Origin of the sequence: Pseudorhizobium banfieldiae (assembly GCF_000967425.1) — a bacterium.
GTDB classification, from domain to species: Bacteria; Pseudomonadota; Alphaproteobacteria; order Rhizobiales; family Rhizobiaceae; genus Neorhizobium; species Neorhizobium banfieldiae.
The window spans coordinates 3600545-3626852 of the sequence record NZ_FO082820.1 but is presented as its reverse complement, the minus strand read 5'-3'; the positions used below and the strand labels follow the sequence as shown (position 1 = coordinate 3626852).

The following is a 26308-nucleotide window of genomic DNA, read 5'->3' as shown; positions in this document are numbered from 1 at the left end:
TCTAGTGCGCCATGAACACCGGCAAACTTGGCCCCTGCAGAACCGACGCCGTCACGCCCCCGAATATCCACTGGCGCATTCGCGAATGTCCGTAGGCCCCCATGACCATCAGGTCCGCCTGGATTTCTGAAGCGTGCTGCTGCAGCAACGTCTCCACGGGGCGCCCATCGCTGGCCAGCTGATCGACCACGACCTTCACCCCATGACGGGCAAGATAGGCGGCGGCATCTGCGCCGGGCTCCTCACCATCGCGGGCCTCCGGATCGACGATGACGAGGTTGACCTGATCTGCATCGACGAGCAGCTTCATGGCCGCTGTCGCCGCATGCGCAGCCCCGGGCTTGGAGTCCCATGCAAGGAGAACACGCTTCGGCTTCAACGTGACGGTGCCCTTATCAGACGCCAGCAACAGCGGTCGACCTGCGTGAAAGATGACAGCGTCGACCACTACACGCCTGAGGTCGGCAAGGCCGGATACGCCCCTTCCAATGACCGCAAGGTCGCTGTGGAGGGCCTTCTGGAACAACATGTCATCGAGCGGGGCTTTTTCAGCGAACGCGATCGCCACCTCGGAGGTCAGTCCGCTCGACTGGCACTGCTGAACGGCACGACTTCTCACAGCCTCCAACTGTCGGGATGCTTCATCGCGGCGTTCAATCCAGCCGATCCCGACGGGATAGTCGCCGACCGTCGGCGGTTCGGCGATGCCCGCCGCAAACACCACGAGGTGCGCCCCCACCTCCGTCGCCACCTGGATGGCAGCGGAAAGATCCTCGCTGGCTTGTTCGCTTCCGAGGATGGACAAGATCGTCATTGTGGCCATGAGGTGCTCTCCTTCGATGCCGGCAAATTAGGGTGATGCTGGACCTGCGGCCATGATCCTCGTCAATTTCAGGACCTCTGATTGCAGTTATGGGGAGAGCCCTTGGGTGATTGGGCCCGACTGTGCCGTGCCGGTTTGCTCCAGGCGCTCCAGTGCCAGCCGAATGTTGCGGTCCGTCTTGTCGATCCAGGGGCCGGCATCCTTCGCGCTCCCGTCCAGCAGGTGGGACAATGCCATGCGAGCCCGCATGGCCGCTCTGAAGGCGCCGTAGAACGCAAACAACTGAGGGGATGCCGGGCCTTCCAAGCGCGCGGTTAGCTGTCGGAACATGGTGGCCGCAATGTTGCTCGCGCCCAGGAATCTGCACTCCATGCCCAGGAATGCGATCTCGTCGAATGGATCGAGCATGCGCAGGGTCGGGTCGAATTCCAGGCAGTCGAAGATAACAAGGGGTTCGGTGAAACAGACATGCTCCGGCCGAAGGTCTCCATGGCCTTCGACAAACCGTCCCTCGACGATGCGCTCGATGATTGCCGGGCGGAATACGGCCAGCTGCGTGTCGAGGCGGTCCAATGCATGCCTGGCGGCGGAACGATCGAAGCCGTGATCTGCATGCTCCAAAACCTGCCGATTGAGATCCTGCTGGTGTTCAAGGGCCCGGAAATGCTGATCTTCATCAAGATGGGGGGAAGGTGCCGAGCGATAGAATTCAGTCAGCCGGTCGGCCAGACGCTGGATATGCCGTCGCGTCAGCCTCTTTTCACGGAGCATCACATCCATAAGACACTCCTCGGGAAGACGCCGCATCTCCACCAGCCAATCGATGACCTCGCCACGACCTCCAAATCCGAGTTGTCCGTCGTCCAGCCGTCGAAGCGGGATCACGCGTTTGTAGACATCCGGCGCAAGACGCCTGTTCAGCCGGACCTCCTCGCGGCAGTTGTTCTCCCGCGCTCGAACGCTGGTGAAGTCCACGAACGGCATGCGCACGGGCTTCTTGAACTTCAGCACCCGCTGATCGCATATCAGTACAAACGACATATGTGTTTCGCGAATGGTCACGCTGCTGCCGGCGGGCGCCGACGAGACGAGGTATGTCGAAAGAAAATCCAGTTCCTCGCGAATGCGGTTCATGGGTAGATTGGGCCTCCAGGGCAGCAGTCTTAGAGACAAGATCATGCGTCGCCGTGCGTCAATCGCCAATCGATCATCGTTTGATGCCGATCATGGCGGAGGACTTTGGCAACTGTTGAAGTGACGCCACGAAACGCGGAGCGAAACCATGCAGGATCAGAATTTCCCTCGATCTCCTCTGCTTTTTTCCCTCGGGGCCGATCGGATCGTCGGCGAGCAGGTGGCACGAGCTCTCGCTCTTCCGCTCAGCCCCGTCGAGGAGCGCCGATTCGAGGATGGCGAACAGAAAGTAAGGCCGCTTGTCAGCGTTCGCGGCCGCGATGCCTATGTCTTCTCCAGCCTGCATGGCGACAGCCAGGACACGGCCAATGACAAGCTGTGCCGGCTGCTGTTCTTCATAGGATGCCTGAAAACCAATGGCGCAAGGCGCGTGACGGCTGTGTCGCCCTATCTCTGCTACATGCGCAAAGACCGCCAGACCAAGGCGCAGGATCCAATCACAGGGCTCTACGTCGCACAACTGCTGGAGGCGGTGGGAACGGACCAGGTAATGACGCTCGAAGCCCACAATCTCTCTGCGTTCCAGAACGCCTTTCGCCGCCCGACCCTGCATCTCACCGCACATGGCCAATTCGTCGAGCGGATGATCGAGATTGCTGGCGACGCGGTATTCTGCGTCGTATCCCCTGATCTGGGCGGAGCGAAGCGGGCGGAGGCATTCAGGGAGCTCCTGGAGGCGAAATTGGGCCGTCCCGTCAACAAGGCGTTTCTTGAAAAGCAGAGAAGCAGCGGGCTGGTTACCGGGGACCTGTTCGCCGGCGATGTTGCAGGACGGGTCGCGATCATTATCGACGACCTCATCAGTTCCGGAACCACGATGGCCAGGGCGGCGGAAACATGCCGGAAGAACGGCGCAGAGCGTATCTATCTCTGTGCCACCCACGCGCTGTTTTCTCCGGGCGCTCGAGCGACACTGGCCTCTACGGCGATCGATGGGATCATCGTCACGGACAGCGTCGCTCTCGAAGAGGAGTGGGCAGGAGCGAAATCGCTCACCGTCCTGCCTATCGCCGGACTCCTTGCTGCTGCCATCTCCAGCGATGCGAACACGACGCATCGCTGACCTCGGCCAACGCGCTTTCGGGTGGCCGTCAACCGAGGCGCTTCTCTATATCGGCAACCGAGAGGTTCACGAGATCCTTTGCGATCTCTGCGACGACGAGCTCCTGCACGGAGGCAGGCACAGCCTTTCGAAGCTCGGCCAGCGCGCGCGGTGCCGCGACGAGAACGACGGCCGGAACCGCCTGCTGGCTGCAGACCTCGCCCAGTGCCTCAGCCACACGCTGGATGAAACGCTGCTCTTCGGCATCATGCATGTCGGCCTGTCCCATGCTACTGCGGTGGCTGCCCATCGCGGCGCGTCCGGGTCGATCCGTTCCCTGCTCACGGGTCGCCGGATTCGGCTCGGCTTCGACCACCTGCTCGACCGTCAGCTTGAGAGACTGCGGGATACCATCGTTCCTGAACACGATGGCCTTCCGGCCGTCTGCAACAAGCACCCTGGCATTCTTTCGTATCGCAACGTCTGGCATCTTCGTTGGCTCCGTTTGGTGTCCGGCACGATCCTATCGTGGCCGGCGCGCAGTCCTTTGATCGACGTCAAGATTGTTCCGAGCAGTTGAGGCATTCTTAGCTCACTAAGCCTGCCACAGCATTGGAGCGTCATCATGGTGCATAAACAGGTTCTGTTTAGAGCAGAGGCCCGCGGCAAGGTACTTCACGGGGCGAGTCAGCTGGCGGACGCGGTCCGCATCACCCTGGGCCCTCGATCAAAATCCGTTCTGATCGAGCGGAAATGGGGAACGCCGATCGTCTGCAATGATGGGGTCACAATCGCCAAGGAGTTCGATCTCAAGGATCCGGAGGAAAACCTGGGCGCTCGCATGCTGCGGGCCGCCGCGGAGAAAACCGGCGAAGTGGTCGGCGACGGCACCAGCACCTCCACCGTGCTGGCCCACGCGATCCTGGCCGACGGCCACCGCAATGTCATTGCGGGCGCCAGTGCCATCGACATCAAGCGAGGTCTCGACCGTGCGCTCGCCCGCACGATCACTACTCTAAAGGCGCTGTCCAGACCCGTCACGACAGACAAGGAGAAGCAGCAGGTCGCCGCAATCTCGGCCCACAATGACGAGGTAATCGGCCAACTCGTTGCGGATGCCATGTCCAAAGTCGGGGAGGAAGGTGTCATTACCGTCGAGGAATCGAAGACGATGGAAACCCATCTCGACGTCGTCGAGGGTATGCAGTTCGACCGCGGCTACATCTCGCCCTACTTCGTCACCGATGGCGAAAAGATGGAAGCTGTTCTGGAGGACGTCCGTATTCTTGTCTTTGATCGCAAGATCAGCGCCCTGACCGACCTCGTCCACCTCCTGGAGGAGATTGCCAAGTCGGGGCGCCCCTTGCTCATCATCGCAGAGGACATTGAAGGCGAAGTTCTGGCAACCCTGATCGTCAACCAGATTCGTGGCACGTTTCGGAACTGCGCCGTTAAGGCGCCGGGATTTGGAGATCGCCGCAAGGCGATGCTGGAGGATATCGCAGTCCTCACCGGCGGCCAGGTCATCTCAGAGGAACTGGGTTTCAAGCTCGAGAACGTGACACTTTCTCAGCTGGGCTCTGCAGCGCGAGTCGTCGTCGACAAGGACAGTACAACCATCATCAGCGGTGGTGGGGACAAGCAGAAGATTGGGGCGCGGGCGGAGCAGATCCGCCGGGAGATCGCCAAGACGACAAGCGATTATGACCGTGAGAAACTGCAGGAGCGGCTTGCAAAGCTCGCCGGAGGTGTTGCGGTCATCCGGGTCGGGGCGCCCGCCGAAGCCGAGATGAAGGCCAAGAAGGACGCGCTTGACGATGCAATCAATGCGACCAAGGCCGCTGTAAAGGAGGGTATTGTTCCCGGTGCGGGTTTGGCGCTGCTGCGATGCATTCGGGCGGTTGAGGAAGAGGAGGGGGCGTGTGAGGGCGATGAGCGTACCGGCGTCCAGATCCTCAAGCGTGCGCTTGAGGCGCCAGCGCGACAGATTGCAGAGAATTCCGCCGTTGACGGTGGGGTTGTCGTGGCGAGGATGATGGAGAGCGAGGGCAATCTCGGTTTCGACGCAGCCCGTAACCGCTACGTCGATCTCATGGAGGAGGGAATTGTCGATCCGACGAAGGTGGTGCGCGTGGCGCTGGAAAATGCCGTCTCCGTTGCGAGCGTCCTGCTGCTCACCGAAGCGACGATGACGGAGATACCGGAACCGCAGGCGCAACAAACTGCAGCGTCGATGCCGATGTAGGATGCGAGACCGTGCCATAAGCTCGCGTCACGCACTCTCGATGCAAATCGGGACTGCGGGTGGATAGCCCCCGGCGGCCACCTTCCTACGCCTTGCAGAACTTGGTGTAGAGGATGGCCATGATGTCGACCACCGCGGGGTCTGCGATGAAATAGTGGAGGGTCCGATGCTCGCGGCGAAAATCGACGATCCCTTCCTTCTTCAGCTTTGCCAGATGTTGGGAAACCGAGGTCTGGGCGATGCCGGTAGCCTCGATGATTGCGGTCACGCTGCGTTCGCCCTGCGCCAGCTCACAGAGAATACGCAGACGATGGACATTGGCGAGGCCGCTCATAAAATCGGCGGCGATGTCGGCCTTTTCAGCGATCGCTTCGGCAGCATCCATTGCTTGATCCAAGATATTGCATATTTGTAATATCATAAATATATGTAATGTTGAGATCCGTTCAACATGCGGATCGACTGGATAAGAGACGGTCCCGCTTGAGATACCTCACGGTGGGAAACAAGGGCCTGAGGAATGGGGTCCCGTCAAGTGGGCCGCATTCGGCGGGCCATCCCGGAGCCGATGGGCTGCGCGACGGTGGTTCTGGCTAAACACGTAGAAGGAAAATGATGATGACTCTCGATCGCTCTGTTCTCGCCTTCGCAGGCTTCATGGTGCTTCTGTCGGTGGTGCTGACGGTATGGGTGTCTCCCTACTTCGTCTGGCTGACGGTCTTTGTCGGTGCCAATATGCTGCAATCAGCCTTCACCGGCTTTTGCCCCGCGGCCATCTTCTTCCGTAAGCTTGGTATCCGTCCGGGCACCGCCTTCTGAGGATTGAACCCATGCGCCTTCTTTTGCTTGTCGCAACTCTTCTGTTTGCCGGTGGCGCTGCTGCCGAGACCATGAAGCTCGAGCCGGTAACGGTGACGGAGTGGAAGTCGGTCTACGGCACCATCCAGGCAAGAACGACGGTGCCGGCGCGAGCCAGGATCGGCGGTTCGGTGGTCGCCATCATGGTCACGGAAGGCGATACGGTGACGGCAGGCGAAAAGATAGCCGAGGTGAAGGACGAAAAGCTCGCCTTCCAGATTGCCGCATTGGACGCCCAGATTGCGGCGCTGGAGTCGCGACTGGCGACGGCACAAACGGATGTCAATCGAGCCGAAGCGCTGATCGGCCGGGGAGCCGTGACGCAGCAGCGCCTCGATGAGCTGCGCTCACAGGCCAGCGTCCTGCAGAACCAGATTACGGCCACCGAAGCCGAGCGTTCGGTCGTCTTGCAGCAGCAGTCGGAGGGTGATGTCAACGCGCCTGCCGATGGCAGGGTGCTGACCGTCCCCTTGACCGAAGGTACGGTGGTGATGCCAGGGGAGCCGCTCGCGACGATCGGTAGTGGTGGGCTGTTCCTGCGGCTTTCGATTCCCGAACGGCATGCAGGTCTCGTTCGGCAGGGCGACGAGCTCCGCATCACGCTCGACGGGCGGCAGATGGAAGGCCGCCTGGCGAAGATCTATCCGCAGATCGAGAATGGTCGCGTGACGGCGGATGTGGAGGTCGATGGCCTTCAGACGTCATTCGTCAATGCACGGGTCCTCGTTCAACTGCCCGTGGGGACACGCCAGTCGCTGCTCGTACCCAGCGATGCGGTGACGACCCGCGCAGGAGTGGAGTTCGTAACACTCAGGGATGGCGACCGAACGGTCGAGCGAGTCGTCTTGTCCGGCCAGGTGATCAATCAGCCTGATGGCGTCTTTACGGAGATACTGACGGGACTTGCTGTCGGCGATGAGGTTGTACTGCCGTGACACCGGAAAATGATCGACTGGGAATTGCCGGTCTTCTGACCCGCTCCTTCATCCGCTCGCCGCTGACGCCCCTGTTCCTGCTGGCATCGCTCGCCTTCGGCATGATCGCGCTGGTAACCCTTCCACGCGAGGAGGAGCCCCAGATCTCAGTCCCCATGGTCGACATCCATGTTCGTGCCGACGGATTGAGAGCGGAAGACGCGGTCAAGCTGATCGCAGAGCCCTTGGAAACGATCATCAAGGGTATCGATGCGGTCGAGCACGTCTATTCGCAGACCCAGGACGACCAGGTCCTGGTCACGGCGCGCTTCTTTGTCGGTACCTCGCCTGATACCGCCGTACTTCGCGTTCACGACAAGGTCCAGGCGAACATGGACCGCATTCCTATAGGGATTGCGCCACCCCTGATCGTCGGGCGCGGCATAGACGATGTCGCCATTCTCGCATTTACTCTTTCGCCGACAATCGAGGCTGCGGAACGCATCACTGCGAACGACCTGACGCGGATTGCCCGTGAAGTGCGTACGGAGCTTTCGAAGGTCGAGGATGTCGGTCTGACCTACCTCGTGGGTGAGGCCCATGAGGTGATCCGCATAGCGCCGGAGACGGAGAAGCTTGCCCTCTACGGCGTGACGCTGCAACAGCTTGCGCAGAAGGTGAACGGGGCCAATCAGTCCTTCCCGGCGGGCACCGTGCGGGATCGGGAGCAGCAGATCAGCCTGGTCGCCGGCGAAACGCTCGCGACACCGGCGCAGATCGGCAACCTTCTGGTCACCACGCGTGACGATCGTCCCATCTACCTGCGCGACCTCGCGGAGATCAGCCTGGCTTCCGATTCAGCTGAAAACCTGACTGCACGCCTCGTGCGCAGTGGTGATGGCTTACAGCGGCTACCCGCCGTGACGATCGCCATCGCCAAGAGGGCAGGCGCCAATGCAGTCGATGTGGCCCATGCGCTGACGGCGCGAATTGAGGCCCTGAAGGGCTCTCTGATTCCCGGCGACATGAATGTCGATATCAGCCGTGACTATGGGGAGACTGCTAACGAGAAGGCCAACGAGCTCCTGCTTCATCTGGGGCTGGCCACTATATCGATCATCATCCTCGTCGGACTGGCGATCGGTTGGCGCGAAGCGGCAGTGGTTGCGATCGTCATTCCCGTGACCATTCTCCTCACCCTGTTTGCCTCCCAACTCATGGGTTACACGCTCAATCGTGTTTCCCTGTTCGCGCTGATTTTCTCGATCGGCATCCTCGTCGATGATGCCATCGTGGTGATCGAGAACATTTCTCGCCACTGGGCGATGGGTGACGGCCGCACCCGGTATCAGGCGGCCATCGAAGCAGTCGCCGAAGTCGGCAATCCGACCATCGTCGCTACGCTTACCGTGGTTGCGGCGCTCCTGCCCATGCTGTTCGTTTCCGGCATGATGGGCCCGTATATGAGCCCGATCCCGGCAAACGCATCTGCCGCGATGATCTTCTCCTTCTTCGTCGCGGTGATCGTGACCCCGTGGCTCATGCTGAAGTTTGCCGGCCGCGCGGCCCCGCATCATGGTGATGCGCATGCGCAGGGCGGGGTCGTGGGCCGAGCCTATGTCGCCATGGCGCGACCGATACTTCAATCAAAAGGCAGAAGCTGGCTTTTCCTGCTTGTCGTGGGTGTCCTGACGCTGGGCTCGCTCTCGCTGTTCTACACCCAGCATGTCACGGTCAAGCTCCTGCCGTTCGACAACAAGTCCGAGCTTGCGGTCATCGTTGACCTGCCTGAGGGTTCTTCGGTGGAGGCCACCGATGGCGTGGTACAGGCGATGGCGCGCACGGCGATGGAGTTCGAGGAAGTCCGTGCCGCCGATACCTACGCCGGGTCGGCTGCGCCCTTCAATTTCAACGGGCTTGTGCGGCACTATTATCTGCGTGGTGCAAGCCACCAGGGAGAGGTGGCGCTGACGCTTCTCGGTAAAGGTGATCGCTCGCGAACCAGTCACGACCTCGCTCTTGCGATTCGTCAACGACTGGCTGACTTGCCAACGCCACCCGGCACGAGCATCAAGGTTGTGGAACCCCCGCCTGGTCCACCGGTCATGTCCACCCTGCTGGCCGAGATCTATGGACCGGACGCCGAGACGAGGCGGCAGACCTCGATGAAAGTCGAGGAAGCCTTCCGCATGGTGCCCTTCATCGTCGACGTCGACAATTCCTTCGGGGAGCCGGCGAGGCGGCTGAGGGCCACCATATCCACGGACGATGCGGAGTTCTTCCATGTCGAGGAGGGGGACGTCCTGGATACGCTCTCGATTCTCAACAGCGGCAAGACGATCGGCTACTCGCATCGCGGCGGTGGCCGGCCGCCGATCCCGATCCGGCTCGAACTGCCGAAAAACAGGAGGGCGATGGACGAGCGTTTCCTGACGACGCCGATTCCTGCGAATGCCCTGCCGGGTGGACGCGGCGTAGTCGAACTCGGCGATGTCATCCGCGTTGCCGAAGAACCGGCTTCCTATCCGATCTTCCGGCGCAACGGTCGTGCGGCCGAGATGGTGACGGCTGAGCTGGCGGGTGACTTCGAGGCGCCGCTCTACGGCATGATCGCTGTGCAACGGGCGTTGGATTCGCAGGACTGGAGCGGTCTGCAGAAGCCGGATATTTCCCTCCACGGCCAGCCACTGGACGAGACGCAGCCTACCCTGCTTTGGGATGGCGAATGGGAAGTCACCTGGGTGACTTTCCGTGACATGGGAGCGGCCTTCGGCGTCGCCCTGTTGGGGATCTACATCCTCGTCGTCGCGCAGTTCGGCTCGTTCAAACTGCCACTGGTGATCCTAACGCCGATCCCGCTCACCTTCATTGGTATCCTGCTCGGCCACTGGATCTTCGGAGCGCCGTTTTCGGCCACTTCGATGATCGGGTTCATTGCGCTTGCAGGCATCATCGTCCGCAACTCCATCCTGCTTGTCGATTTCATCCGCCATAGCGGATCGGACAGGTCGTTGACGGAGATATTGATCGAAGCCGGCGCCGTACGGTCCAAGCCGATCCTGCTGACGGCGCTGGCTGCGATGATCGGTGCCGCGGTGATACTGACCGATCCGATCTTCCAGGGGCTGGCGATCTCGCTGCTCTTCGGATTGGCTTCATCGACGCTGCTGACGGTCCTGGTGATCCCGGCCATCTATCGCGTGCTCCGCACGTAAGGGCGGGACGTAGCGCAGAGGCAGTTCGGGTTGGCTACCGCCGAGGGCGGCAGGATTGTCAGGCGGTGATGCGTTCGGCCTGCCGGATCGGTGGGACCTCGATCACTCGGTTCGACGCTGCCGCTTCCTGGGCCGTCTGGCCCATAAAGGCGGCCCAGAGCCCATCGTCGAGCGTCACCTCGACGGGTGCTTGGCCTGCAACGGCCCTCTGGAAGCGCTGGTGCTGATAGAAAGTGGAGCCGTTGTGGTCTCCGGCCTCCAGAAGCAGCGGATCGACCGGGATTTCCAGCTTCCTCGGACCTTTCGGATCGCGCGGCGAGATGATTACCTGGGCGATTGGAGGAGCGCCAAGGTGTTGTGGCCAGAACCTGCCAGGCCCGGGCACCTTGCACTCGATCTTCCCGCGCGGTCCGATCGCCGAGATTTCTTCCTGATAGCGCGCTCCTTCGGCAAACATGCAGAGCTCGAGCATTGCGCGGGCACCGGAATCGAAGTCGACAAGGACGTAGGCGTGGTCCCACACATCGGACCTGCGCCCGTCATGGAGCTCGTCCAGGTGATTGACAGCCTGTCCGCCGGATGCCGTGATCCGGATCGGATCCGATTTCAGGATATGACGCATAAGATCGAAGAAGTGGCAGCATTTCTCCACCAAAGTCCCGCCTGTCTGATCGTTGAAGCGGTTCCAGTTGCCGACCTTCTGCAGGAACGGGAAGCGATGCTCGCGAATGGTCAGCATCCGGATTCCGCCGGTCGCCTCCTCCGCTTCGCTGATCAAGCGGGCCACCGGAGGCATGTAACGGTACTCCATCGCGACCCAGATCGGCGCGGGGTAGCGGCTGCGCAGCGCCTCCAGCCTCGGCAGTTCGTCCATACTCGTGAACAGAGGTTTCTCCACGAGGACGGGAAGCGGGCGGATGGAGGCCACCTCTTCCAACTGGTCCAGGTGTACGTGGTTCGGGCTGGCGATCAGAAGGCAGTTGATGGCGTTGATCTGCAGCAGTTCGGGAATGGAGGCCACAAATACCGCTTGAGGAGCGATCGCCGCTGCCCGCTGACGCATCGTGGCATCCGGCTCGAAGATCGCGATTACGTCGGCGTCAGGAAGGAGCGCAATATTGCGCAGATGTTCCTGTCCCATCATCCCGCAGCCGATAACGCCGTACAGCAGTTTCATGTTGAGCTTTCCTATTTAAGCCGTGAGACATAGCGAGCCACTTCGTGATCGAGCCAGGTGCGGGATATCTCCGCGCGGCGGCGCTCCTGGTCTTCGCTGATTCTGAGGACATGGACGGCGGCGGCGCCAGGGAGAGGCCGGAATGCCTTCGGCGCCCAGTCCGGCACGACATCTAGCCCGATGCGATCCTCGGCGCGGACGATCCAGAGGCCGATCCTCGTCCGGTAATAGAGGTAGAGGGACTCAGACAGGTCTTCCCGTTCGATCCGGTCCACATAGGATCCGTCTAGCCAGATCTCCTCGATAGCGGCCGGCTTCCCGGACAGGCGGCGAAGCCGGTGTATTCGATGAGCATCGGCGCTGGTTCCGAATTGCGGCAGGCCGTCTGGCTTGCGTATGCGTGCGACATCAAGGACTTCGGCAGTCGGCAGTCCACCCCCATCAAGGAGTTCGAGCCTGAACATGGCGTAGACACTCTTCGGATCACTCACCGCGCGAATGTAGTTGCCCGAGCCCTGGACGCGTTCAAGCATCCCGTGCGCTTGGAGCTCCGAGAGTGCCTTCCGCAAGGTGCCGACAGCGATCCCGAGGTTTTCCGCCATCTCACGCTCCGGCGGCAGCTTTTCGCCATCGATCAGGCGGCCGGCCGCGATATCGCGGATAAGAAGCTCCGTGATCTGAAGGTAGATCGGAAGGCTGCCTGCCGTTTGCTGCATTGTACCCGACTGACTCAGTTGTAGAAATTGATACACTATTGATTTACATCAAGTCCAGTGTTACGCAAGGACAAAATCGTCGGGAGGAATTCGATGACTGTGGTGCTGCCAGTACGCTCTGCCGATCTTGATGGGTCCGAAATATCCTGGTTCGCCGCTCTCTGCTCCGACGATTACGAATATCTCGGGGTTCCGGACGGGCGCCTAAGGTCCAGCTGGGAACACTGTTCCGGGATCGTGCAGCAGGCAGAGGAGCTGGGCTTTCGCAACATCCTGTGCCCCTCCTCTTATCAGGTGGGCCAAGATACCTTGAGTTTCGTCGCGGGCTGCGCACCAATTACGAGCCGCATCAACATGCTCGCCGCCATAAGGTGCGGAGAAATGCAGCCGATCATGCTGGCGCGGACCATCGCAACGCTCGATCATATGCTGAAGGGACGCTTGACGCTCAATGTCATCAGTTCCGATTTCCCGGGCGAAGTGGCCGAGAGCAGCTATCGCTACAAGCGCAGCCACGAGGTTGTGCAGATCCTGAGACAGGCCTGGACGCGCGACAGGATCGATCACGAAGGAGAGGTCTACCAGTTCAGGAACGTAACAACGGACCCGGCCAGGCCCTACCAGCAGAACGGTGGGCCGCTCCTCTATTTCGGCGGGTATTCACCCGATGCGCTCGAACTGTGCGGCGCTCAATGTGACGTCTATCTCATGTGGCCGGAGCCCAAGGACCAACTGGCGGAACGCATGCGCGCCGTCCATGCCCGCGCCGAAGCTCATGGCCGGGTGCTAGACTACGGATTGCGCGTGCATGTGATCGTGCGCGATACGGAGCAGGAAGCGAGAGACTATGCCGAGCACCTCGTGTCGAAGCTGGACGACGAATACGGAAAGCTGATCCGTTCGCGCGCCCATGACAGCATCTCTCTCGGTGTCGCCCATCAGGCGCGGGCGCGAGAACTTGCAGACCAGTTTGGCTACGTCGAGCCGCATCTGTGGACAGGGATAGGGCGTGCCCGCTCCGGCTGCGGCGCTGCACTCGTCGGTTCCGCCGACCAGGTCCTGTCGGAGATCGAGGCCTATCGCAAGATGGGGATCCGCGCGTTCATCTTCTCGGGTTACCCTCATATGGACGAAGCGCGACACTTCGGCTCCAAGGTGCTCCCCCATCTGAAGACATGCTCTCTGCCCCATGCCTATGGCAGGGTGCCGAGCCAGACGCCGGCGACGCCGCTAGGGACAGGAGAACGCGTCTGATGGAACGCATAACGCTTTCTCCGGAGCTGGAGGTCAGCCGGATCGTCTACGGGATGTGGCGCCTGGGAGATGATCCTGAGACGTCACCCGCTCATGTCATAGCCAAAGTCGAAGCCTGTCTCGAACAGGGGATCACGACCATGGATCAGGCGGATATCTACGGCGGCTATCAAGCCGAGGCTATTCTCGGCGCTGCGCTGAAAACGGCGCCAGGTCTGCGCGACAGAATCGAGATTGTCAGCAAGTGCGGGATAATAGGTCCATTCGGACGTCATGCGGCGGCTCGGGTGAAGCATTACGATACCAGCGCAGATCACATCAACGCTTCCGTCGAAGCCTCTCTTCGTGATCTGGCAACGGACTACCTCGACCTGTTCCTCATCCACCGGCCCGATCCTCTTCTCGATCCCGACGAGACGGGTGCGGCACTCGATGCGCTCGTGCAATCGGGTAAGGTCCGAGCCGTGGGCGTGTCGAACTTCCGGCCATGGGATTTCTCGCTTCTGCAATCGTCCATGGAATCGACGCTGATTACCAATCAGATCGAGATGAGTCTCCTGGCCGCTGAAGCCTTCACCAATGGCGATCTTGCCTTCCTCTACGAGCGAATGATTCCGGTCATGGCGTGGTCACCGCTCGGCGGGGGCGCGTTGCTGGCTGGTAGAAGTCCTGAGCTTCTGGCCGCATTGCAGCGGATCGGTTCGGAGCAGGAGGTCGAGCCGGGAGCGGTCGCGGTAGCCTGGCTTCTGCGCCATCCTGCAAAGATCCTCCCGATTTTGGGAACGAACAATCCACAGCGTATCGGAAGCCTCGCGGAGGCAAGCAGGGTGGTGCTGGATCGGCAGACATGGTTCGAACTTTACAGTCTGGCACTTGGCCGGGAGGTGCCGTGATGGGCGCGATCGCATCCCCCTGCAGTCCCGAAAGGCTGTTCGTACCGGAACGCGGCAACGAGCGCGCCTACCGGGACGCACTCGGCAGTTTCACTACAGGCATCACCGTGGTTACCGCCATGACTGACCAAGGGCCCATTGGCATGACCGTGAACAGCTTCACATCGGTGTCGCTTGAGCCCCCGCTGGTGTTGTGGTCGCCCGCGAAGAGTTCCTCGAAGCATGGTTCCTTCCAGCAGGCGGTTCATTTCGCCATTCATGTCCTCGGTGCCGAGCAGGATCACCTGTGCCAGGCTTTCTCGCGTGGCGGGACGGGTTTTGCGGGCCTCTCATGGACTACGAGCAAAGAAGGCGTTCCAACCCTGTGTGATACCCTCGCACGGTTCGAATGTCGGCGTTCCGCCACGCATGATGCAGGAGACCATAGCCTTATTGTCGGGCGCGTGCTGCGAGTGGCCTTGCGGGATGGCGAGCCGCTTTGCTACTCCCGCGGCATGCTTGGTCGTTTCGCAGGAAGGAACTGAGGTTGGTCCCGTTCGTGGCTGGCGTCCATGACGCCTGGCGCAGGTATTTCCGTGGCGTCGCGGTTTCCATTCTGGTCGCGCTTGCCGCTGCCTTTCTCTCCGAGCATTACGATGCGCCGGCGATGCTGCTGGCGATCCTGATTGGCCTCGCCCTTCACTTCCTGTCGGACGATCCCCGGACTACTGCGGGGCTGGATTTTGCCTCGCGCAACCTTCTGCGGGCGGGGGTGGCGCTGCTTGGGCTTCGCATCAGCGCCGCGCTGATCGGTGATCTGGGATTCGGCCTCATTCTGCTCGTGATAGCCGCGGTGGCAGCAACGGTTGCCTTCGGCCTGCTTTCGTCCCGTCTCTTCGGTCAGGATGCGCGCTTCGGGACCTTGACGGGAGGTGCCGTTGCGATATGCGGTGCGTCGGCGGCGATGGCCATTGCAGCCGTGCTTGGGCGGTCGCGCTCCGAAGAAGCGGAGCGGGAGATGGCATTCGTGGTGATCGGCGTCACAATGCTGTCGACGATCGCCATGATCCTGTATCCGATCCTTGCAGACTTGCTCGGCCTCTCCGATCTCGCCACGGGCATATTCCTGGGAGCGACCATCCACGACGTCGCTCAGGTTGCAGGCGCCGGATTCTCCGTCAGTCCCGCGGCCGGCGAGACTGCCGTCTTCGTGAAGCTCATCCGTGTCAGCATGCTTGCGCCCGTGGTGTTGCTTACGGCGCTCGCATTCAGTGGCAGCCGCGCAACCGGACCGTCGTCGCCCGTTCTTTTCCCGGGCTTTCTCGCCGTCTTCATCGTCCTGGCCGGGATCAACTCCTTGATCGGGTTCCCTCCGGTCGTGGGCCAACTGGCGGGTGTGCTTTCGCAATGGCTGCTGCTGACGGCGATCGCCGCTGTCGGTGTCAAGACCTCGCTGGCCTCCATCTTCCGCGTAGGCAGGCGTGCGATCGGCTTGCTTGTCGCGGAAACGCTTTTCCTTGCGGGGTTGGCCCTGTCGGCATTGATGCTGCTGCACCCTGCCGGGAGCTGAGTGCCCTCAGGCCGCTGCGCCACTTTTCGTTATGGGTCTCGTCGACAATAGCCGCAGATCCTGCTCATCGAAAAGGTGCAGGGGCGCAGCATCAAAGTCGAGTGGAACTTCGTCACCGGCTCGATAAACCTGCTGCCCGGGCAGAACCGCCAGGAGCCGCTCGCCGTGGATATCACCATGGATCACCGTTTCGGACCCTAGCGCCTCTACGAGCCTCACCGTCATCCGGGGGCTGGCCGGATCCCGGCTCAAAGCAAGATGCTGCGGGCGTATACCTACCGTTACCTGCTGGCCCGCCTTCAGCCTGGCGTCATCTGCCGTCAGTGCAATTCGATGCCCGCCGGCAAGGGAAAGAACCGCGGAACTGCCGGCCGCTTCCAGGATCTCGCCGCTCAGGAAGTTCATGTGCGGGGCGCCGATGAAACCCGCGACGAAACGGTTGGCCGGCTTGTTGTATAGTTCCAGCGGCGTGCCGACCTGTTCGATCCTGCCGGCCCGCATGACGACGATGCGGTCTGCAAGCGTCATCGCCTCCACCTGATCATGGGTGACATAGATCATCGTCGAGGACAGACGAGCATGAAGGGCGGCCAGTTCAGCTCTTGTCGATACCCGCAGCTCGGCATCGAGGTTGGAGAGCGGCTCATCAAGCAGAAATGCCACCGGGCGCCGAACGATCGCACGTCCGATCGCGACGCGTTGGCGCTGGCCACCCGAAAGCTGCCCAGGCCGCCGATCCATGTATGCCTCGATCTCCAGCATGCGGGCCGCTTCCGTGATTCGCTCGGCGATCTCCGCCTTCGGCATCTTTGAATTCTCGAGGCCGAATGCGAGGTTCTGCCGTACCGTCATATGTGGATAGAGCGCGTAGGACTGGAAGACCATGGCGAGGCCACGCTCGGCGGCGGTGACATCGTTGACGCGTCGCCCGTCAATCTCAAGTGTCCCGCCACTCACCTGCTCAAGCCCTGCGATGACCCGCAGGAGCGTCGATTTTCCGCAGCCGGACGGGCCGACGAAAACGACAAGTTCTCCGTCGTCGATGTGAAGGTTGATGTCATGCAGGACATCGACGGCGCCGAAGGATTTCTTGACGTTGGTGAGCTTGATCTGGCCCATTAGTGGATCCCTATTTCAGTCCGGCACCGGCTATGCCGGTCGTGATGAAGCGCTGCAGGAAGATGAACACCAGGACGACCGGGATCATCGTCACGACGGTCATGGCGAGGATGAAGTGCCACTGCACGTTCAGTTCGCCCGCATAAATGCTCAGGCCGACCTGCAGCGTGTAGAGCTCCCGGCGAGAGAGAACGATCAGCGGCCACAGGAAGTCGTTCCAACGCCAGACGACGGAAAAGATGGCGAGTACCGCGAGCGCGGGTGCGGCCAGCGGCAGGACAATACGCCAGTAGATCTGCCACTCCGATGCCTTGTCCATGCGGGCAGCATCGATCAGCTCGTCCGGAATGGTCAGCATGTACTGCCGCAGGATGAAGACGCCGGTCGGCGTCGCTACCGTTGGCAGGATCACACCCCAGAGGTTGTTGAAGAGCCCCATCGACGAGATGATCGAGTAGAGCGGCACCATGATCACCGATAGCGGCACCATCAGGGTCGCAAGGATCACCAGCATCGCCAACGTGCGGCCGCGGAACTCATATTTCGAGAGCGCAAAGGCTGCCATGGAGTTTACGACAAGGGTAATCAGTGTCGCCATGACGGTGACGAAGACGGAATTCCAGAGATACTGGACGAAGTCGAATTGCACGAAGGGTTGCGTGTAGTTCTCTGTCGCAAGGGACATTGTGCGCACCGGTTTCCGGTCGGCGATGTTCACCTTGATGATCTCTCCCGGCGCCTGCGGATTGACCATCTGGCTGACGATGCCGATGCGACGGACTTCGGCCAGCACGCGGGTGCTCCCATCCGGCATGGCTGCCTCATAGAGGGCAAGTGGCTTGTCGTAACCCTCGACGGTTACCTGTTGCGTCACGTAGGGCAGGATCGTGGGCGGAAATTCGGCCAGTGCCGCCGGCGTCTTGAAAGAGGAGAATGCGAGCCATACAGCCGGACCGAACATGACCAGCAGTCCACCGACGAGCCAGACCCAGGTCACGATGTCCGTCCAGTGCCAGCCCTTGCCGGTTCCGCTTGTGCCCCTGCGCCGGAAGATGAAGCGTGCCGCCGATCCCATCATCTTTCCCCCTTCGCCTCCGAACGGCGGCCAATGCCGAGTTGGATCAGCGTCAGCACCACCAGAACCAGTCCCATCAGGATGGAGGCAGCGGCCGCAAGGCCCGGATTGCGCAACTGCGATGCAAATCCCGTCTCGTAGATGTACTGGGTGAGGTAGAGGGTGCTCGTGCCCGGCCCCCCGCCCGTGAGGACGTAGACCTCGTCGAACACCTGGACGGCCTTGATGAGCGCCAGCACCACGACGACCAGTAGGTTGGGTGCCAGGAGCGGCAGCGTGATCCGCCAGAAGACACGCGCAGGCTTCGTACCGTCCATTTCCGCGGCCTCGTAAAGGTCCTTCGGGATTGCCTGCAAGCCCGCGAGCAGGATGAGCGCGTAAAAGCCCATATGGGCCCAGATCGACACGCCCACCGCTGCGGCAAAGGCCCAGGTGCGGTCCGTGAGCCAGTTGTGCGGCTCCATCCCGAGTTCGAAGAGGGCGAAATTCAGCAGCCCCTGGCGTTGCAGGATCCACTTCCAGATCAGGCCGACCACCACAGGCGAGAGAAGGACAGGAAAGAAAAAGACCGCCCGCCAGAAGGAGCGGGCACGCAGATCGCGGTTGAGGATCAAAGCCGTAGCCAGAGCCAGCAGGATCATCAGTGTAACCTGAAGCAGGACGAACCAAGCCGTGTTCCGGACGGCGGTCCAGAAGGCGTCTTCCTGGCAGGACATCGGATCCAGGTAGGAGCCGCACTGAAACAGGCGCTGGTACTGGTCCAGTCCCACGAAACTGCGTTCCGACAGGAACAGCGCCGTCCCTCCGCTCATGGAATAGACGAAGTTGATGGCGAGCGGCAGCAACACGAATATGCCGAAGATCAGCATGTTTGGCATCAGGAAGAAGGCTGCCATTCCCGTTATTCCGGTCAGCCTCTGCAGCGCCCGCAAGGGTATGTCCACAAGCGTCATGAGACCGTTGACCGGCGCCATCACAATGGCGCCGAACTGCGACGGCGCGGACCGCTTGCTGCTGTTCATATCTTGCCCTCTTCGCGCCAAACCTCTGCGGCCCAACTCCTCCTCTTCCCCGCGGGAGAGGAGGAGTGGCTCAGGCCCCCACTCTTACGATACAGGGGCCGTAACTGTAGCGGCCTCAGCGATCCTAGAGACCGCTGTCCTTCACCTTCTGCGCAACGTCGGCGTCGATGCGGGCAAAAGCATCCTCAAGCGGAAGCTCCCCTGCAAGCGTCTGGCCGATGCGGGTTACGATGGCCGCATAGACGGTGTCGGCCCAGCGCCAGGCTGGGAGCTTCAATGCCGTCTCGGAGGTTGCCTTGGAGGCCTCGACAAATGTTCCGAGTGCCGCCTTGGCCTGCTCGTTGTCGGTCTGGAAGTTCAAGCCACCCTTTTCCACGACCGCTTTGTGGGCCGGCAGGAAGAGTGTCCTTTCGGAGAACTCCTTGACGATCTCCTCCCGCGCCATCCAGTCCATGAAGGTCGCAACCTCTTGCGGGTTCTTCGTGTACTTCACAGCAACGAGCGCCGCGCCGCCGGGCATGCCGGTGCAGGCTGCGGGACCGCAGGGACTGCCGGTTGCCACCCAGTCGAAGGCGTCACCGATCTTGGTGGCGAGGTTTGCGACCTGCCAGGAGCCTGAATAGTAGAAGGCGAGCTGGCCGTTGATGAAGTCATCCGCGGCAGCGCGATAGGTATTGCCAGCGGCCGAAACCCATACGTCCTTGGCAAAGGTGCCGTCTTCGGTCCAGCCCACGAACTTGCTCAGGAAGTCCTTGCCACCCTGGTCGAGCGGGGCAGGTTTTCCGTCCGCACCGATATAGTTCGCTCCATAGGAAAGCATGGGAGCCGTGATTCGGTGCCCCGAACGGTCGATCGCCATCGGGAAGGGGACCTGCTGGCTTTCAGCCACCTTCTTGGCCGCCTCCGCCCATTCCTCCCAGGTCGCCTGAGGTCCGGGGACCTCGACGCCCGCCTGATCGAAAAGCGTCTTGTTGGCGAAGCCACCTGTCAGCGTCAGCTGGGTCATGAAGCCCGAGATCTGGTCGGAGCCATCCGGGCGCATCCAATCGGCCTTGTCGCCGAAGTTCTCGTCCCAGTATTCAGGATCCTTCACCAGCGGCCGCAGGTCGAGCCAGTGGCGGGCGAGGTCCTTGATGGCCGTGACCCGTGCAATATCGGGGCCGTTCCCGGCCTCCAACTGCACCGGCAGCTGCTCCTTAATGACGCTGTAGGCGACATTGTCGAGGATCACGTTGATCCCCGGGTTCTCCTTCATGAAGCGATCGACGAGATCCTTCATGACCTCGCCCTCGACCCCGTCAGAGTACCACATGACGCGGACATCGCCGGCGACTGCGGCCGTGGATGTCAGGAGTGCGAGGGCAAGCCCCGCGATCATCGACGTTGTTTTCATTTCATTTCCTCCCTTTGTGGACGGAGCCTCCTTCCGTCCGGTTAGCATGCGTTAGATCATAATGGTGTCGCCTGCGACCGTATAATCACTTCGCAGCAGCCGCCGGCCCTCCGCCTCCACCGAGCCGTCCGCCAGGAAGCGGACAGGGCCGTATTCCGGATCCTCGACTGTCCAGCTATCGTCCGCCCCCTCCGTCACTGCCAGTGCAGAAAAGCGATCCCCAACGGATTGCAGGTCTTCGGCTTCGCAAATGCGCACGATCCAGCGGGTTTTCGGGCCGTGCTGTCGTAGCTCGCTACCCGCGGACGGACCTTCTTCAACGGGGAGCAGATCGCTGCTGCCCTTCAGGAAGACGGCTCCTCCCCCGCTTCCCGCGAGCGCGGAGCGGCCTTTGACCCGCACCTCGTCAAACTCCGCCTGCGGGAACCAGGCATGGGTAAAATCAGGCTGTTCCGGCTTCAGCCTGAACTCGAGCACCGCGAGGCCACGATACTGCTGGACCCGTGGAACAGTGCCGCAGCCACCCCAATAGGATGGCCGGCCGTAGCCGAACTGGATCGTTTCGCCCGGATGGTTGATCCAGACCGCAGCCTCGGGTCTTTCGCCGAGGCGCAGGTGCAGAATGGTTTCCTGGTATCCCCAATCGTCCCAGCGGTAATGCACCGCCGACCCCATGGCGAAGTGCTTGCCCTTGTAATGGTAGAGAGCCGCGAAGCGGTTCTCGCCCTGGGCAAAGCGCCATTCCTGGTGCGCTGCGTACTGGTGATCAGCGATAGCCTCCAGGTCAGCAGGAACCTGCAGGCCGTGATCGCGCAGGCAGACCGCCAGTTGCGGGAGGGCGTGCACCCGCCGGCCGTACCAGCCTTTGCCCCAGAGAAGCCGCGCGACACCGGAAAGCTCCAGCGACCGCCCGGCGCAGAGCGTATGCTCATAGGACCGGCCCTGTGCCGCCGTCACCATGCCGTGATGGGCGGAGCGCGCAATGACCTCGCACAGCCGGACGATCCCCCTTTTCGCCCGCTCGGCGATGTCGACATCCGGGGAAAGGGCGGCGAGGGCTGTCAGTCCCTTCAAGTCGATCGGGAAGTAGGGGGCGGAGTTATACTCCGCCATTTCCCATTTCTCGAAGTGGTCGAGCCACGCCCTGACCCTTTCCGCGCCGATCCGGCTCTGCTCCCGGCCGATCCGCCCCGAGCGGACGAAGGTTGCCTCGGGTAGCAGGTGGCCGGCCAAATAAGCGGAGGTGTGGAAGAGCAGGGCGTGGTTTTCAGAGAAATACCACTGAACATCGTTGCCAGGCTCGTCCATCCAGTAGCGATAATGGAGAATGGCATTGTCGATCCGGCTCCGCGTTGCGTCGGCGATGTCTGCACCCCAAACCGTCCTCGACCAGATCAGCGGCACCAGCGAGAAGTCAGCGCAGTCATGGCAGTCTTCGATGGAGGGAAGAATCTCCTCGATCATGGCGTCGGTCTCGGATCCGCCACGGCCGCTCGCGAGACGGGCGAAGGCACGTACCGTGTCGCGTTCCGAGTGTTCGGAAACCTCGTTCAAGGCTTCAGTGATCCGGCCGGAAAGAGTTGCCGGCGCCCTTCCCTGACGAGCGACATGGCAGATCTCGACGCCCAGCGAGCGGGAAGCGACGAAGCCACCGGCGTCCAGCGTGACACGGAAATGACGGAAATCGGCTGGGCAATCTTCCGAAGGACCGATGTTCAGCTCCGTTGCGCCAGCCGCCAGGACAAAGTCGCGGTCGAAACGTTCGGTCGACATGAAGTCGCCTTCGATGGCGACATTTACCTGGACCTCTACGGGAAGTGGTGCCGCCAGCTTCAGCGCGATGTCGCCGCTAAAATAGTGGGGACGGTCGAAATGCATTCCACCCAGCGCTGATTCCAGGCTTTCGGCCACCGAAGCCGCCACCGGAACCGGTAGAGAAAGGCGCGCGCCAGGACCTGAAAGGTAGTCCATCTGGAATAAGTAGCGGGCGTCGCGTTCGGCGAGGTCGTCGAAGAATATGGTGATCTCATTCAGCCCCTGTGAGAGCGGCAGGTCGAACTCCTGCTTGGCTTCCAGATTGCGGCTGTAGGGCGCCATCCAGCCGATCTCTTCACCATTCACCCAGACGACGGCGCCTCCGCAGGTTCCGAGCCGGATCGCCGCAGTTCCCGCGGTATCTGCCTCGATATACGTCCGCGCCCAGGCCGCAACCCGCGTCGGGCGGAACCAGAAGCCGGAAAGATCGAGGCGGGGTGAGTCGAACGGCAGCCACCAGCGGGACGCTTCGAAGGTGCCGCGCACGTCGGGCCGCTTGTCACGGTAGGTCTCCGCAAACTGGGTGCGGCACGGATACTCATGTGGGATGAAGTTCTTCACCTTGGTGAGGAAGAAGAAGGGATCCATCTCCCCTTGCATCGGTGCATCCGGCACGTCAAATCGTTCTTCGGAGAGCGTGCCCAACTGCCAGTAGCGGATCGGATCTCCAGGGTTGAGCGCCTTCTGCATCCAGTGTGTCTGTGCGTTCATCACTTTCGCGCTCATTTCAATTCGGAAGGGGCGACGGGTGTCACGTCGTTGTATTCCTGGTTCTCGCCGGTCATTCCCCAGACGAAGGCGTAGGGCCCGGTTCCGGCACCCATGTGGATCGACCAGGCCGGCGAAAGCACCGCATTCCCGTCGGCAACAATCAGATGCCGGGTTTCCTCGGGCCGCCCCATCAGGTGGATCACCCGGTCCTCCTCCGATAGGTCGAAGTAGCAATAGGCTTCCATGCGCCGCTCATGCAGGTGTGGAGGCATGGTGTTCCAGATGCTGCCCTCGGCGAGATCGGTGATCCCCATCAGCAGAAGGCATGACGGCGCGACCTCCGGGTGGATGTACATGCGCAGCTGACGCTTGTTGGAACGCCGCGCGTCCCCGAGGTCAAGCGGCTTCGATTCCGCCTGCGTGATGAGCCGGTGCGGGACGTCAGCGCCGGCGGGTACAGAGTTCATGTAGAAGCGGGCTGGACGCTCCGCCGACACGCTTGATGCGGTCAGTAGGCGTGCGCCCCGGCCGACATAGAGCACGTCGCGATTGCTGAGGTCGAAGCTCTGGCCGTCGACGGTGATGGTGCCCGGGCCCCCTAGATTGACGATGCCCATCTCGCGGGCGGACAGGAGGTGGGGAGTTCCGACGTCCTCGCCGCTACCGAATTCTAGCGTCTTCGATACCGGAACTGCGCCGCCGACGATCAACCGATCGACATGGGTATAAGTAAAATTGACAGTGTCTGGACGAAAGAGATCCTCGACCAGGAACTCGGCACGCAACCGCTCGGTATCGTAGCCTTTGACATCTTGCGGACCTGCACCGTAGAGAATCTTCATTGTCATGTTGCCCGCACTCCTGCATCGATGTGCCGAAGGGCTTCTGACAGGCAAAGGATGGACAGCGCCTGCCCGTAGCCGGTCGGCTGGAGAGGAATGTCCCTGTAGAACTGCAGGTCGTGACCCATCCGCGTGCCGTAGGAGACGTTGAGTACTGTACCGGTCTCATCGATATTGTTCAGTACCGCCTCGACGGCCTTTAGCCCCGCCACGCGCCATTCCGCGGTACCCAAACCCAAGCGATGCCCCTTGAGAAGTCCGTAGCCGATGCCCGCGGTCGCAGAGATCTCCTCGTAGGAGGTCGGATCGTCGAGCAGCGTCCGCCACGCACCGGAGCCTGTCTGGAGCGGCAGCAGGGCATTCACCTGCGCCACGAGAACACCGAGAAGGAAATCCTTCACGGGCCTCGCCACCTCCGCCAAGTCAAGCAGATCAAGAATGCCTGCAGTGATCCACGCATTGCCTCGTGCCCAGCGGGCATCGGCGAAATTATGCCGACCGTCGAATGTCCAGCCGTGGAACCACAGGCCGGTCTTGCGGTCGGAAAGGTAGCGGGCATGGACGAGAAACTGGCGCGCCGCCTCGTCGACGAGCTCCTGGCGACCGCTTGCCTGTCCGTAGGAGGCGAGAAACAGGGCCACCATGTAAAGCGTATCATCCCATAATTCGTGATGATTAACCTTGTCGGAGACGTGATGCTCGAAGGCACCTTCCTCCGTTCGTCCCATCTCGGTCATCACGCGGTCCGCCCAGGAATCGAGCGGCTTCTGCCAGCGCGGATCACGGGTCTCCCGCCACAGGACGGAAAGGCCCAGCATAGGTGCTGTGGTGTTGACGTTGAGGGAGGGCAGTCCGGCACCGATTCGTTCGGCGTACCAGTCCTCGACCAGTTGCCTCAGGTCCTGGCGGCCGGTGAACAGCCAAAGGCGGATGAGGCCGTAGAGGCCGACGCCCTGCGGCCATTCCCAGCTGTCGAAGGAGATGTAGTCGCCTGCGCTACCGTCAAGATTGGGTTCGTCGAATCGACCATCGTGGCGCAGGCCGGTCATCCCCGCGACCAGCAGGTCGAGCTTGCGGCGGATTTCTCCAGCCGATCCTTGCATGTGCATCCTCCCACTCCGTCCAATGTCGGACAGGCGCCTCCTCCGGCTGCGGCGGATGTAAACATCGGAAAAATTCTTGCGCAATCTGAAAATTTTTTGCAGTTTGTCAAATGTGGAGGGACGTCGATGAATGGCGGCATGGGCAAGCGCGGGAAGAAACCGCGGCGCGTACGGCTGGAGGATATCGCGACCAAGGTCGGCGTGTCGCTCAGCACCGTGTCGCGCGCCCTCTCCGGGGAGAAGGGCGTCCGCGAGGATGTTCGCCTGCGTATTCTGGATGCGGCACGTGATGCGAATTACGCCTTGCCGAAGCCGGTGGCCGGAACGAAGGTTGTCCTTGCGGCCTCGAGCGCGGCAATGATCGATTACGTGCGAAATCAGTTCACGCTCTATGTCCTGGAGGGGATCCGTGACAGGGCCGAGGCAGTCGGGATCGAGATCGTTACCAGGCCCGTGGCGGACGCCGCCGAGGAGCAGAGGGTCCTCGAGGAGGCGAGGCTTGATGAAGAGGTTGCCGGCCTGCTGTTCCTTACGGTGGATGACGAGCGAATGCTTGCGGCCACACGCGACGTTGGCAAGCCGGTCGTTCTGATCAATGGCGATGACCCGCTTATGAGGCTCTCAAGCGTCACGCCCTGCAACAGGTCGGCCGCCCAACTGGCGACGGAATACCTGATCGAACGGGGACATAAGCGCATCCTGTTTCTCATGCGTCCGGGCCGCAGAACCATCGTGAGACGGTTGGAAGGATGGCGGGATGCCCTGGCGCAGCATGGACTGCCCCATCCGGACGACCTTGTGATGTCGGTCGATGACTGGCTGCCGGAACTCGCCGATCAGGTCATCTCGGATCGGATCGGGCAGCGTGGGCTTGACTTCACCGCCGTCCTTGCAGCCGGCGAGAGCCTTGCCGTGGGTACCATGCGTGCCCTTGAACGCGCCGGCTATGGCGTTCCTGACGACGTTTCAGTGATGGGAATGGACGATCTTCCCCAAGCCGCCTTCCTTAGCCCGCCATTGACAACGGTACACATACCGGCACGGGAGATCGGGATGACGGGAGTGGATCTTCTGCGCGACATATGTGCGGGATCGCCTGCACTGCCGCGCCGGGTTGAACTTGCCTGCCACATCGTCGAGCGCCAGTCGGTCGCGGGTCGTCGACAAGACAAGGCGGAAGAAGCATAGCGAAGGGGTCTCCGACAGCCTTCCCTCTGCAACCTTTGTGTCTTTGGGACGACAAGCCGAGCGGCATGATCGTGTAAATGACGCTGGCCGTTGCCGCAGATGATCGCCGCCCTATTTTCTGCCGATCGTGTATCGACTTTGAGGGGGCGCAGTTGGTCAA

Annotated in this window: 23 protein-coding genes; 10 read left to right on the top strand and 13 right to left on the bottom strand. The window is 61.5% G+C overall.

All coding sequences use genetic code 11. The annotated features are described in order from the left end of the window. Window position 1: 1 nt before the first annotated feature. Window positions 2-823: a universal stress protein gene (locus NT26_RS17540; protein ID WP_052640641.1), complete on the bottom strand. Its 822-nt coding sequence runs from the start codon at window positions 821-823 to the stop codon at window positions 2-4. Between the two features lie 87 nt (window positions 824-910). After that, window positions 911-1957, bottom strand: coding sequence for a hypothetical protein (locus tag NT26_RS17535; protein WP_052640640.1), 1047 nt, complete (start codon window positions 1955-1957; stop codon window positions 911-913). A gap of 148 nt (window positions 1958-2105) precedes the next feature. Here NT26_RS17535 and NT26_RS17530 point away from each other — a divergent pair, with 148 nt between their 5' ends. Beyond that, window positions 2106-3080: a ribose-phosphate diphosphokinase gene (locus tag NT26_RS17530; RefSeq protein WP_052640639.1), complete on the top strand. Its 975-nt coding sequence runs from the start codon at window positions 2106-2108 to the stop codon at window positions 3078-3080. A 28-nt stretch (window positions 3081-3108) separates the two neighbouring features. Here NT26_RS17530 and NT26_RS17525 read toward each other — a convergent pair whose 3' ends face one another. Further along, on the bottom strand, window positions 3109-3549 hold the full coding sequence (locus tag NT26_RS17525) for a host attachment family protein (RefSeq protein WP_052640638.1): 441 nt from the start codon (window positions 3547-3549) through the stop codon (window positions 3109-3111). Window positions 3550-3684: 135 nt separating this feature from the next. On the opposite strand from NT26_RS17525, the gene groL reads away from it, so the two are divergent. Continuing rightward, entirely contained in the window at window positions 3685-5304 is a 1620-nt protein-coding gene (gene groL / locus NT26_RS17520; protein ID WP_052640637.1) for a chaperonin GroEL, read from the top strand. Window positions 5305-5389: 85 nt separating this feature from the next. On the opposite strand, the gene NT26_RS17515 is transcribed toward groL, so the two are convergent. Then, window positions 5390-5689 (bottom strand): ArsR/SmtB family transcription factor, encoded by a 300-nt coding sequence (locus NT26_RS17515; protein ID WP_052640636.1) that lies wholly within the window; start codon window positions 5687-5689, stop codon window positions 5390-5392. 233 nt (window positions 5690-5922) lie between these two features. Here NT26_RS17515 and NT26_RS17510 point away from each other — a divergent pair, with 233 nt between their 5' ends. From NT26_RS17510 to NT26_RS17500, 3 genes are read left to right on the top strand one after another with little or no spacing between them, the layout of a single operon-like run. After that, window positions 5923-6123, top strand: a complete 201-nt coding sequence (locus NT26_RS17510; protein WP_052642326.1) for a YgaP family membrane protein — start codon at window positions 5923-5925, stop codon at window positions 6121-6123. Between the two features lie 11 nt (window positions 6124-6134). Further along, the gene (locus NT26_RS17505) at window positions 6135-7097 is read left to right on the top strand and encodes an efflux RND transporter periplasmic adaptor subunit (protein ID WP_052640635.1); all 963 of its coding nucleotides are present in this window, start codon (window positions 6135-6137) and stop codon (window positions 7095-7097) included. Then, on the top strand, window positions 7094-10291 hold the full coding sequence (locus NT26_RS17500; RefSeq protein WP_052640634.1) for an efflux RND transporter permease subunit: 3198 nt from the start codon (window positions 7094-7096) through the stop codon (window positions 10289-10291). The genes NT26_RS17505 and NT26_RS17500 overlap by 4 nt, the downstream gene beginning before the upstream one ends. 58 nt (window positions 10292-10349) lie before the next feature. Here NT26_RS17500 and NT26_RS17495 read toward each other — a convergent pair whose 3' ends face one another. Together NT26_RS17495 and NT26_RS17490 are read right to left on the bottom strand one after the other, a co-directional pair. Then, window positions 10350-11468 (bottom strand): Gfo/Idh/MocA family protein, encoded by a 1119-nt coding sequence (locus NT26_RS17495; protein WP_052640633.1) that lies wholly within the window; start codon window positions 11466-11468, stop codon window positions 10350-10352. A gap of 11 nt (window positions 11469-11479) precedes the next feature. Beyond that, window positions 11480-12184: a GntR family transcriptional regulator gene (locus tag NT26_RS17490; RefSeq protein WP_052640632.1), complete on the bottom strand. Its 705-nt coding sequence runs from the start codon at window positions 12182-12184 to the stop codon at window positions 11480-11482. 93 nt (window positions 12185-12277) lie between these two features. Between NT26_RS17490 and NT26_RS17485 the strand changes: the two genes are divergently transcribed. From NT26_RS17485 to NT26_RS17470, 4 genes are read left to right on the top strand one after another with little or no spacing between them, the layout of a single operon-like run. Further along, entirely contained in the window at window positions 12278-13438 is a 1161-nt protein-coding gene (locus tag NT26_RS17485; RefSeq protein WP_052640631.1) for an LLM class flavin-dependent oxidoreductase, read from the top strand. Beyond that, entirely contained in the window at window positions 13438-14331 is an 894-nt protein-coding gene (locus NT26_RS17480) for an aldo/keto reductase (protein WP_052640630.1), read from the top strand. Before NT26_RS17485 ends, NT26_RS17480 begins: the two co-directional genes overlap by 1 nt. Beyond that, complete coding sequence (locus NT26_RS17475) at window positions 14331-14855, top strand: flavin reductase family protein (RefSeq protein ID WP_052640629.1); 525 nt, start codon at window positions 14331-14333, stop codon at window positions 14853-14855. The genes NT26_RS17480 and NT26_RS17475 overlap by 1 nt, the downstream gene beginning before the upstream one ends. Before the next feature lie 2 nt (window positions 14856-14857). Beyond that, window positions 14858-15880 carry a YeiH family protein gene (locus tag NT26_RS17470; protein WP_052640628.1) on the top strand — a complete coding sequence of 341 codons (1023 nt, stop codon included), beginning with the start codon at window positions 14858-14860 and terminating at the stop codon, window positions 15878-15880. Window positions 15881-15886: 6 nt separating this feature from the next. Here the strand turns inward: NT26_RS17470 and NT26_RS17465 are convergent, their stop codons facing one another. The 7 genes from NT26_RS17465 to bglB form a co-directional block, all read right to left on the bottom strand. Then, a complete protein-coding gene (locus tag NT26_RS17465; protein ID WP_052640627.1) occupies window positions 15887-16999 on the bottom strand; it encodes an ABC transporter ATP-binding protein in 1113 nt (370 codons plus the stop codon). A gap of 10 nt (window positions 17000-17009) precedes the next feature. Continuing rightward, on the bottom strand, window positions 17010-18074 hold the full coding sequence (locus tag NT26_RS17460; protein WP_052640626.1) for a carbohydrate ABC transporter permease: 1065 nt from the start codon (window positions 18072-18074) through the stop codon (window positions 17010-17012). Next, window positions 18074-19096: a carbohydrate ABC transporter permease gene (locus NT26_RS17455; RefSeq protein ID WP_052640625.1), complete on the bottom strand. Its 1023-nt coding sequence runs from the start codon at window positions 19094-19096 to the stop codon at window positions 18074-18076. Before NT26_RS17455 ends, NT26_RS17460 begins: the two co-directional genes overlap by 1 nt. A 124-nt stretch (window positions 19097-19220) precedes the next feature. Further along, window positions 19221-20489, bottom strand: a complete 1269-nt coding sequence (locus NT26_RS17450; protein ID WP_052640624.1) for an ABC transporter substrate-binding protein — start codon at window positions 20487-20489, stop codon at window positions 19221-19223. Window positions 20490-20540: 51 nt separating this feature from the next. Continuing rightward, window positions 20541-23015, bottom strand: coding sequence for a hypothetical protein (locus NT26_RS17445; protein ID WP_052642325.1), 2475 nt, complete (start codon window positions 23013-23015; stop codon window positions 20541-20543). A gap of 11 nt (window positions 23016-23026) precedes the next feature. After that, entirely contained in the window at window positions 23027-23863 is an 837-nt protein-coding gene (gene kduI, locus NT26_RS17440; protein WP_082077754.1) for a 5-dehydro-4-deoxy-D-glucuronate isomerase, read from the bottom strand. After that, the gene (gene bglB / locus NT26_RS17435; RefSeq protein ID WP_082077753.1) at window positions 23860-24960 is read right to left on the bottom strand and encodes a beta-galactosidase BglB; all 1101 of its coding nucleotides are present in this window, start codon (window positions 24958-24960) and stop codon (window positions 23860-23862) included. Before bglB ends, kduI begins: the two co-directional genes overlap by 4 nt. 138 nt (window positions 24961-25098) lie before the next feature. On the opposite strand from bglB, the gene NT26_RS17430 reads away from it, so the two are divergent. Then, entirely contained in the window at window positions 25099-26148 is a 1050-nt protein-coding gene (locus NT26_RS17430; RefSeq protein WP_052642322.1) for a LacI family DNA-binding transcriptional regulator, read from the top strand. Window positions 26149-26308: the final 160 nt, after the last annotated feature.

What these genes read in the sequence shown, in the direction of transcription:
- NT26_RS17540 (WP_052640641.1), bottom strand. Translation starts at nt 823, where the DNA reads ATGGCCACAATGACGATCTTGTCCATCCTCGGAAGCGAACAAGCCAGC.
- NT26_RS17535 (WP_052640640.1), bottom strand. Translation starts at nt 1,957, where the DNA reads ATGAACCGCATTCGCGAGGAACTGGATTTTCTTTCGACATACCTCGTC.
- NT26_RS17530 (WP_052640639.1), top strand. Translation starts at nt 2,106, where the DNA reads ATGCAGGATCAGAATTTCCCTCGATCTCCTCTGCTTTTTTCCCTCGGG.
- NT26_RS17525 (WP_052640638.1), bottom strand. Translation starts at nt 3,549, where the DNA reads ATGCCAGACGTTGCGATACGAAAGAATGCCAGGGTGCTTGTTGCAGAC.
- groL (WP_052640637.1), top strand. Translation starts at nt 3,685, where the DNA reads ATGGTGCATAAACAGGTTCTGTTTAGAGCAGAGGCCCGCGGCAAGGTA.
- NT26_RS17515 (WP_052640636.1), bottom strand. Translation starts at nt 5,689, where the DNA reads ATGGATGCTGCCGAAGCGATCGCTGAAAAGGCCGACATCGCCGCCGAT.
- NT26_RS17510 (WP_052642326.1), top strand. Translation starts at nt 5,923, where the DNA reads ATGACTCTCGATCGCTCTGTTCTCGCCTTCGCAGGCTTCATGGTGCTT.
- NT26_RS17505 (WP_052640635.1), top strand. Translation starts at nt 6,135, where the DNA reads ATGCGCCTTCTTTTGCTTGTCGCAACTCTTCTGTTTGCCGGTGGCGCT.
- NT26_RS17495 (WP_052640633.1), bottom strand. Translation starts at nt 11,468, where the DNA reads ATGAAACTGCTGTACGGCGTTATCGGCTGCGGGATGATGGGACAGGAA.
- NT26_RS17490 (WP_052640632.1), bottom strand. Translation starts at nt 12,184, where the DNA reads ATGCAGCAAACGGCAGGCAGCCTTCCGATCTACCTTCAGATCACGGAG.
- NT26_RS17485 (WP_052640631.1), top strand. Translation starts at nt 12,278, where the DNA reads ATGACTGTGGTGCTGCCAGTACGCTCTGCCGATCTTGATGGGTCCGAA.
- NT26_RS17480 (WP_052640630.1), top strand. Translation starts at nt 13,438, where the DNA reads ATGGAACGCATAACGCTTTCTCCGGAGCTGGAGGTCAGCCGGATCGTC.
- NT26_RS17475 (WP_052640629.1), top strand. Translation starts at nt 14,331, where the DNA reads ATGGGCGCGATCGCATCCCCCTGCAGTCCCGAAAGGCTGTTCGTACCG.
- NT26_RS17465 (WP_052640627.1), bottom strand. Translation starts at nt 16,999, where the DNA reads ATGGGCCAGATCAAGCTCACCAACGTCAAGAAATCCTTCGGCGCCGTC.
- NT26_RS17460 (WP_052640626.1), bottom strand. Translation starts at nt 18,074, where the DNA reads ATGGGATCGGCGGCACGCTTCATCTTCCGGCGCAGGGGCACAAGCGGA.
- NT26_RS17455 (WP_052640625.1), bottom strand. Translation starts at nt 19,096, where the DNA reads ATGAACAGCAGCAAGCGGTCCGCGCCGTCGCAGTTCGGCGCCATTGTG.
- NT26_RS17450 (WP_052640624.1), bottom strand. Translation starts at nt 20,489, where the DNA reads ATGAAAACAACGTCGATGATCGCGGGGCTTGCCCTCGCACTCCTGACA.
- NT26_RS17445 (WP_052642325.1), bottom strand. Translation starts at nt 23,015, where the DNA reads ATGAACGCACAGACACACTGGATGCAGAAGGCGCTCAACCCTGGAGAT.
- kduI (WP_082077754.1), bottom strand. Translation starts at nt 23,863, where the DNA reads ATGACAATGAAGATTCTCTACGGTGCAGGTCCGCAAGATGTCAAAGGC.
- bglB (WP_082077753.1), bottom strand. Translation starts at nt 24,960, where the DNA reads ATGCAAGGATCGGCTGGAGAAATCCGCCGCAAGCTCGACCTGCTGGTC.
- NT26_RS17430 (WP_052642322.1), top strand. Translation starts at nt 25,099, where the DNA reads ATGGGCAAGCGCGGGAAGAAACCGCGGCGCGTACGGCTGGAGGATATC.